The sequence below is a fragment of the Aeromonas salmonicida genome (assembly GCF_028355655.1).
Lineage (GTDB): Bacteria > Pseudomonadota > Gammaproteobacteria > Enterobacterales > Aeromonadaceae > Aeromonas > Aeromonas salmonicida.
The window spans coordinates 337776-345000 of the sequence record NZ_CP110645.1 but is presented as its reverse complement, the minus strand read 5'-3'; the positions used below and the strand labels follow the sequence as shown (position 1 = coordinate 345000).

Genomic DNA, 7225 nt, shown 5'->3' with positions numbered 1-7225 from the left:
CGACCACCCTTGCTCATCCCCTGCTGTGGTCACTGCATCTCGCCTATCTGTTTATTCCGCTCGGTCTGCTCGCTCTCGGAGCGCAGGCCGCCGGCCTGCCCATCACCTTGTCGACAGCCAGCCACCTGCTCAGCGCCGGCTGCATGGGCACCATGATCCTGGGGATGATAGCGCGCGTCTCCCTCGGCCATAGCGGCCGAGCCTTGCAGGTAGGGCGCCGGATAAGCTGCGCATTCGCACTGGTCATAGCGGCAGCCGTGATCCGGGTTGTGATCCCGCTACTCTGGCCTGCCTATACCCTGCCCGGCTGGAACCTGAGTGGCCTGGCCTGGGTCGGCGCTTATGGGCTGTTCGTCTGGGTTTATGCCCCCATACTGACCAGCCCCAGGACAGATGGCCGTCCGGGCTGATCATCCGGGCATATTCTCAGGGCCTGGCCGCAGGATAGTGGATCAGGTTGTGAAAGATCGCAGGGGCAATCCCCAGATTGCGATAACCATGGGGGCGGTCGGCGGCAAAGCGCACCGCCTCCCCTTGTGCCAGTGCACGCCACTCCCCTTCCACCAGCACCTCCATCAAACCACTGATGACGATGACGTGCTCGGTCACACCGGGCTCATGGGGTTCGGATTCGCGCCGATACCCGGGTAGCAGCGTCAGTTCAAACAATTCAAAACCAAATCGCTTCTCATAAGGAAATAAGGGAGCGACCTGCATGCCCTCTCCCGCAGGCTGCTGACGAATGGCGTCGGCGGTACGATAGAGTACCTCTCCCTGCGCTGCCGGGGCTGGCTCGATGAAGCTGGAGAAGGAAACCCTAAAGCCGGTGGCGATCTTCCACAGGGTAGCCACAGTGGGACTGGACTCTCCCCGCTCAATCTGCCCCAGCATGGCCTTGCTCACCCCCGTCTCACGCGCCGCCACATCCAGGCTCCAGCCCAGTTCGCTGCGCAATCCTTTCAGACGTTGGGCCAGATGCTGATTCATCTCTTGCATGACTGCCTCTTCATAGCTCTTGCATGAATCGTCTTGTGCGCTATAACGCACAACGATATAGTCAGAAGACACATTGTACGTAATAACGCACAACCAGTCACAATCCGACAAGGACGTCACTATGCCCTTCGCCCTTCCCCACCTGGTGGCAGGTTTCATCGCCGTAATGGTCGGCTACACCAGCTCCGTCATTCTGATCATTCAGGCTGCCACGGCGGCGGGTGCCGATGCCGCCCAGCTTGCCTCCTGGCTATGGACGCTGGGTATCGGCATGGGAATAAGCTGTATCGGCCTCTCCTTTTATTACCGCATACCCGTACTGACCGCCTGGTCGACCCCGGGGGCCGCCCTGCTGATCACCAGCCTGGGCAACTTCACCCTGGCTGAGGCCATAGGCGCCTTCGTTATCTCTTCCCTGCTGATCACCTTGTGCGGCATCAGCGGCTGGTTCGATCGCCTGATGCGGCATATCCCAGCTCCGCTGGCCGCCGCCATGCTGGCCGGAGTCTTGCTCAGATTCGGGCTGGATCTGTTCAGGGTCGCGCCACAAGATCCCTTGCTGCTTGGCCCCCTGCTGCTGGCCTTCCTGCTCGGCCGCCATCTCTGGCCCCGCTACACCATGGTGCTGGTGCTGGCGATGGGAATAACCCTCTGTGCCCTGCGGGGGGACCTGCAACTCGACACTCTGCACTGGCAGCTCGCCAGCCCTGTCTGGACCTGGCCGAGCTTCTCCTTCGATGCCCTGTTCGGCATAGCCCTGCCACTGTTCATCGTCACCATGACCTCCCAGAACATGCCCGGCATTACCATATTGCGAGCCCACGGTTATCAACCGGCCACCTCCTCCCTGATCGGCTGGACCGGACTGATCGGCCTGTTGCTGGCCCCCTTCGGCGGTTATGCCTTCAACCTGGCCGCCATTACGGCCGCCATCTGCATGGGCAAGGACGTGGATCCCGATGCCAGCCGTCGCTGGCCGGCCGCCGTCTGGGCTGGCGGCTTCTATCTGCTGACCGGTTGCTTCGGGGCAAGCGTGGCCGCCCTGTTCACCGCCTTTCCTGCAACGCTGGTCACCTGCGTGGCCGGGTTGGCCCTGCTCGGCACCATAGGCAGCAGCCTGCACACGGCATTGCAGCAAGACGAAGCGCGAGAAGCCGCCCTGCTCACCTTCATCATCACGGCCTCCGGGATCAGCCTGCTGGGTGTCGGCGCCGCCTGCTGGGGGCTGCTCGTCGGTGTCATCCTGCATCAAGTCAACCAGCGGAGAAACTGACCTGACCATCTGGGGAGCCTCCCGTGAGACACAGCACATAATTCAGAAAAATTGGTTCACAGCTGAAACTAATTGCCATTAAGTGGTGCGAGGCACTTCTTCTTCCCCGATGTGTGCCTCTGTCAGACTCATAAACTGGAGAACAATAATGAGGAATCAGGCTGTCATTTTGTTACTGGCACTGCTGGGCGCCACCACCGCCCACGCTGCCGACTCGGATCGGGAGCTGGCACGCCAGCTCGCGCTGCAGCAGAAAAACCTGCTGCCACTGCTGAGCAATCAGGAGTACCAGAGCCCGCTGCCCAACCTGCTGCAAAAGGCCAGTCCACGGCTGAAACGGCAGGCGAGCGATGCCAACCAGGCCGCCATCAGCCGGCAAGGGCTGGATGGCGAGGTCAAGCAGTTGATGCAACTGCGACTGGCCAACCCGGAGCAGGCCGCTGCACTGCAACAAGGGGTCGAACCCCTGGTTGCCTATGTACCGAGCGGAGATGAGAAGAGCTGGAGCGCGATCGAAGCTTTCGACAGCGCCGGCAACCCCGTTTATCTGGATGTGGACAAGGCACCGGCGCGACCTGTCCTGGTGGTGGAAGCAGACCCAGTCAAGGCCAAGAACGCCGGCCTGAAGGTGATGCGCAAGGCGCTGGCCGCAGCCGATCTGCAGGCTGCCCCGCGCACAGCCACCAGTACGGCACCGCTCAAAACCAGCATCCTGAAGAAGATAAGACTGAAGGATGATCAGGAGCCCTGGCTGCTGGGTGCGGCTGAAGTCTATGCGGTGGTCGCCGGGGTCAATCCCAGCCGGGATGAGCCCGTGGTCGACATAGTCGACATGCCCTACCTCGACTATGACAACACAGACTACACCCCCAACCAGATCCTGGTGTACTGGGATCGCTACCGCTGGGGTGCCGTCGACATCGTCATGATGGAACAGGACGACAACGTCAACTACAAGGAGCTGAGCGCCTTGTTCATCGATGCCCTCAAGCTCGCCTTTACCGCTGGCGGCGTGCCGGAGGCCCTGCCCTTCCTGGATCTCGGCGGTCGTATCGTCAAGGCGCTGCCCGACTCCTGGATGACCAACAACGATGACTATCTGGATACCTTCTACACCCTGGAGCAGGACCAGAGCTATCACCAGTATCCGGGTGCCGCCGGCAATGCGGTCATCGATCTCGAACCAAAAGAGATAGCCCCAACCCGGCCTTGATAAGCCGCTATGAAAAAAAGCCAATGAGCAACTCATTGGCTTTTTTTGTGCCTGCGGCAACCTGTGTCAGGCCGGGTCTTTCGGCCTGACCCCCAGGGTATGGCAGATGGCGTAGGTCAGCTCTGAGCGGTTCAGGGTATAGAAGTGGAAATCCTTCACCCCCTCCTGACTCAGCACGCGCACCTGGTCGATGGCGATGCTGGCGCCCACCAGGTTGCGGGTCATCTGATCGTTGTCCAGCCCCTCGAAACGCTGATGCATCCAGCGCGGGATCTTCACGTTGGTAAAACCGGCGAACTTGGCCAGGGTCTGGTAGTTGGAGACCGGCAGTATCCCGGGCACGATTTCAGCATCGATGCCGATGGCGGCGCAGCGATCCCGAAAACGCAGGTAAGTCTCCACATCGAAGAAGAACTGGGTGATGGCACGGTTGGCACCGGCATCAATCTTGCGCTTGAGGTTGAGCAAGTCGGACTGCGCACTTCTGGCCTCGGGATGACCTTCCGGATAGGCGGCCACCGAAATATCGAAATCAGCTTCTGACTTGAGCAGGGCCACCAGATCGGTGGCATACATATCCGGCTTGTCGAGTCCGGGCGGCAAGTCGCCGCGCAGGGCCACTATATGACGGATGCCGCTGTTCCAGTAATCGCGGGCTATGGTGCGCAGCTCGTCGCGACTGGCATCGATACAGGTCAGGTGGGGCGCCGCGATCAGGCCGGTACGCTCCTTGATGTCCTTGATCACCTTGTGGGTGCGATCCCGGGTGCCGGAGTTGGCGCCATAAGTCACGGAGACGAACTTGGGTTCCAGCACTTTCAGCCGCTCGATAGACTGCCAGAGGGTGTTTTCCATCCCTTCACTGTTGGGTGGAAAAAACTCGAAACTAACCCCTATGTCACCGCTTAAATCGGCCAGACTCTGGTTGAGTGCCTCAACCTGACGTGCACTGTGAAATCCCATCTGCTCTCTCCCTGCCCTGCAACCCATTCCTCTACGTCAAAACGGATGTTTGGACGTCTAAACGTCTTTCTATCTTTATGAGAAAACGGATCAAAGTCAACCCTGATTTACAGATAGGAGTGAGACTCTGCTGTTTATTTGGCAATTAACCTGAAGTAACGATTGGCACCCCATCCCAAAAGCCGTGGAGTCGCGTTATGATGAACACAGATCGTCCTGGACGTTCTGAATCTGCGTGTGATTGTTTGGCCGGAGGTTTCTCCGGCCCCTTTTTCAACCTCTTCCCTTCCCTGCCGATAACCAATTGAGCCATTCGCAGGAGCCTCGTCATGGATACCCACCCCGGTTTTGCAACAGACCTGCTGTTCGATCGCTATCAGGGCAACGTGGTAGACCATGAGCAGTTCTGGGCAGTGCGCACCCCTGATGCTCCCGATTACTATTTTGGCAACTACCTGCTGCTCCCCACGCCCCCCAGCGATCGTGACAAAGGCTGGCTCGAGGCCAGTTTTGACAAGCTGATCGGGCTGGACCCCAGAGTGCAGCATCGCACCTTTCAGTGGCCGCTGGCGGAAGGCCAGAACAGCCGCGTAGCAGGTTTCGTGGCGGCGGGATATCAATACATGGAATGCGTTGTGCTGGCGCTGGATGCCACCAACTTGCACCAGGCTGCAACTATCGACCAAACCGCAGAAGCCCGCCCTTTCTCGCCCGCAGACTGGGATGTCTGGCTGGCGTTTGAGCTCAATGAGCGAGATCCCGGTCACTCGGTGGAAAACTATCTCCCCTACCTGCAGTCTCGACGTCGCCTGTATGAGGCCATGATCGCGGATGGACTCGGGAAGTGGTGGGGGATCTGGCAGGAGGATCAGCTGGTTGCCAGCTGCGGCCTCTTCTTCACCGGGACCATGGGTCGGTTTCAACTGGTACGTACTCATCAAGAGTGGCGCAACCGGGGGCTATGCCGTCAGCTGCTGAGCCAGGTCGCGCGCCAGGGGTTGGAGCGGGCCAGGCAGCTCATCATAGTGGCCGACGAGCACTACCACGCTCAGCGGGTCTATCGTTCATTGGGCTTTACCCCTGTGGCCCGCATCGGCAGTCTCTGCCGCTGGCCCCATGAGACCCAATAGTCCTAGTGGCAGGCAGAAATGAAAACGGGAGGCTGGTGCCTCCCGTTCTTTATGGTGTTGCCATTTACTGCTGTGGCGCCTCCAACTCTTCGGACAGTGCCTGCTCAATCTCGGCAGATGGCGCCGGTAACGGGGCGGCCGCCGCAGAGGCTGGCACAGCCGGCGTGATCGATGGAATCGGCGCGGCGGGGGCATCCTCTGTCACGACGGGTGTGGCCGCAGATGGCGCAAGAACGGCAGGCACCTCTATCGTGGCAGGGACAGCCGAAGGCGTAGGATCGACCGATACCTCGGGCGCGGGGGTAGCCGAAGGCGCTGGTGCGACCTGAGCCTCAGTGGTGGGTAGCGCAGGTACGACAGTGGCGGGAACAGCCGGTGCCTCACATTGGCAATCCTGCCCCTTGGCCTTGTTGCCCTGATGGGGTGGATACCAGCCCTTCAGCCCTTGCTCCAGCCGGTCTGCCGCCGCTTGTGGTGCCATCTTGCCCAGCAGCACGGCCTGACTCACCTCGGCCAGCTCATCCCCCAGTTTGGGTTTGCCACGGGAGAGGATCTGGGTCGCCACCCGAATGGTGGAATCACACTGATCGCGCCACTCCATCATCTCCTTCGCCGCCGGATTGGTGACATCAAAGAAGTGGTTGGAGAGGGAGAAGAACCCTGGCAGCGAGTTGGTATAGAGCTCGGCAAACTGGGGAGTGGTCAGCCACTGCAAGAACGCCATGGCCGCCTCCTTGTTCTTGCTGGCGGGGTTCATGCCCATACCTATATCGGTGTGATCGGTAAAGAAACAACCATCACCCTGTTTGGCTACTGGTGGGCGCATGACGCCAAAATCGACCTTGCCGGTAAAGGGGGCGATTTCCCACGATCCCGCCACGTAGAAGGCGGCCTTGCCGGAAGTGAACAGCTCATTGGTGGTGGCATAGTCCCGGTTCTCCCCCCCCTCTCCCAGGTAGGGGCGCCAGCGGGCCAGCTCCTCAAGCACCTTGACGTATTGCGGGTTGTCGAGCCGCTCCTGCCCGCCGATCAGCGCCAGACGACCATCTTCCCCTTTCCAGTAGTTGGGGCCTATGTTCTGAAAACCGAGTTCGGACGAAACCCAGCTCTCGGCACCACTCATGGCCAGCGGCACATAGCGACCGTCAGCTTTCACCTTGTCTAACGCGGCAAAGAAACCATCGCGGGTTTGCGGTATGGTCAGGCCCAACTCACTGAATATCTTCTTGTTGTAGAAAAAACCGTGGATCACTGACGCCATGGGCACACAGAAGGTCTGGGCACCGGAATCGGTTTGCCAGGGTGACTGGGCAAAACTCGGGAAGTTTTCCATCCCCGACATCTCGGTCAGCTCCGCCAGATGACCGGCCTTGAACAGGGCAAGGGAGTCGTCAAACGGGCGACAGGTAATGAGATCTCCTGCCTTGCCATCCTTCAGACTGGTCAACAGGGTCGGCATGTAGTCGACGTTCTGCACACCCTTGAATTTCACCTGGATTCCCGGGTGAGCAGCCTCGAAAGCAGGAATGATCTTCTGCTCCCACAAGACTTTGTCATCCGTCCGCCAGCTTTCGATCACCAGCTCACTGGCCACCAGTTGACCACATAACAGGAGACTCAGGGCCCCAATCCACTTGTTAGACATAAGCC

At 59.8% G+C, this 7225-nt stretch carries 7 protein-coding genes (1 of these 7 running past the window's edge); 4 read left to right on the top strand and 3 right to left on the bottom strand.

Annotation, left to right across the window (positions count from 1 at the left end; translation table 11 throughout):
* Positions 1 to 410 carry the 3' end of an NnrS family protein gene (locus tag ONZ54_RS01705; RefSeq protein ID WP_271787330.1) on the top strand. It extends 787 nt beyond the left edge of the window, so the window shows 410 of its 1197 coding nt (coding positions 788-1197); its start codon lies off the left edge, out of view; the stop codon is at positions 408 to 410.
* Between the two features lie 16 nt (positions 411 to 426).
* Here the strand turns inward: ONZ54_RS01705 and ONZ54_RS01700 are convergent, their stop codons facing one another.
* Positions 427 to 996: a helix-turn-helix domain-containing protein gene (locus tag ONZ54_RS01700; RefSeq protein ID WP_271787329.1), complete on the bottom strand. Its 570-nt coding sequence runs from the start codon at positions 994 to 996 to the stop codon at positions 427 to 429.
* 121 nt (positions 997 to 1117) lie between these two features.
* Here ONZ54_RS01700 and ONZ54_RS01695 point away from each other — a divergent pair, with 121 nt between their 5' ends.
* Both ONZ54_RS01695 and ONZ54_RS01690 read left to right on the top strand, forming a co-directional pair.
* Positions 1118 to 2269 carry a benzoate/H(+) symporter BenE family transporter gene (locus ONZ54_RS01695; RefSeq protein ID WP_058407194.1) on the top strand — a complete coding sequence of 384 codons (1152 nt, stop codon included), beginning with the start codon at positions 1118 to 1120 and terminating at the stop codon, positions 2267 to 2269.
* A 148-nt stretch (positions 2270 to 2417) separates the two neighbouring features.
* Positions 2418 to 3482 (top strand): DUF3103 family protein, encoded by a 1065-nt coding sequence (locus tag ONZ54_RS01690; RefSeq protein WP_234577470.1) that lies wholly within the window; start codon positions 2418 to 2420, stop codon positions 3480 to 3482.
* Positions 3483 to 3548: 66 nt separating this feature from the next.
* Here ONZ54_RS01690 and metF read toward each other — a convergent pair whose 3' ends face one another.
* Positions 3549 to 4445, bottom strand: coding sequence for a methylenetetrahydrofolate reductase (gene metF, locus ONZ54_RS01685; RefSeq protein WP_021140731.1), 897 nt, complete (start codon positions 4443 to 4445; stop codon positions 3549 to 3551).
* Positions 4446 to 4774: 329 nt separating this feature from the next.
* Between metF and ONZ54_RS01680 the strand changes: the two genes are divergently transcribed.
* A complete protein-coding gene (locus tag ONZ54_RS01680) occupies positions 4775 to 5575 on the top strand; it encodes a GNAT family N-acetyltransferase (RefSeq protein ID WP_087756675.1) in 801 nt (266 codons plus the stop codon).
* 64 nt (positions 5576 to 5639) lie between these two features.
* Here the strand turns inward: ONZ54_RS01680 and ONZ54_RS01675 are convergent, their stop codons facing one another.
* Entirely contained in the window at positions 5640 to 7220 is a 1581-nt protein-coding gene (locus ONZ54_RS01675) for an ABC transporter substrate-binding protein (protein WP_271787328.1), read from the bottom strand.
* Positions 7221 to 7225 lie beyond the last annotated feature (5 nt).

Bases quoted from the DNA above. Each gene is read 5' to 3' on its own strand.
- ONZ54_RS01700 (WP_271787329.1), bottom strand. From the start codon at position 996: ATGCAAGAGATGAATCAGCATCTGGCCCAACGTCTGAAAGGATTGCGC.
- ONZ54_RS01695 (WP_058407194.1), top strand. From the start codon at position 1,118: ATGCCCTTCGCCCTTCCCCACCTGGTGGCAGGTTTCATCGCCGTAATG.
- ONZ54_RS01690 (WP_234577470.1), top strand. From the start codon at position 2,418: ATGAGGAATCAGGCTGTCATTTTGTTACTGGCACTGCTGGGCGCCACC.
- metF (WP_021140731.1), bottom strand. From the start codon at position 4,445: ATGGGATTTCACAGTGCACGTCAGGTTGAGGCACTCAACCAGAGTCTG.
- ONZ54_RS01680 (WP_087756675.1), top strand. From the start codon at position 4,775: ATGGATACCCACCCCGGTTTTGCAACAGACCTGCTGTTCGATCGCTAT.
- ONZ54_RS01675 (WP_271787328.1), bottom strand. From the start codon at position 7,220: ATGTCTAACAAGTGGATTGGGGCCCTGAGTCTCCTGTTATGTGGTCAA.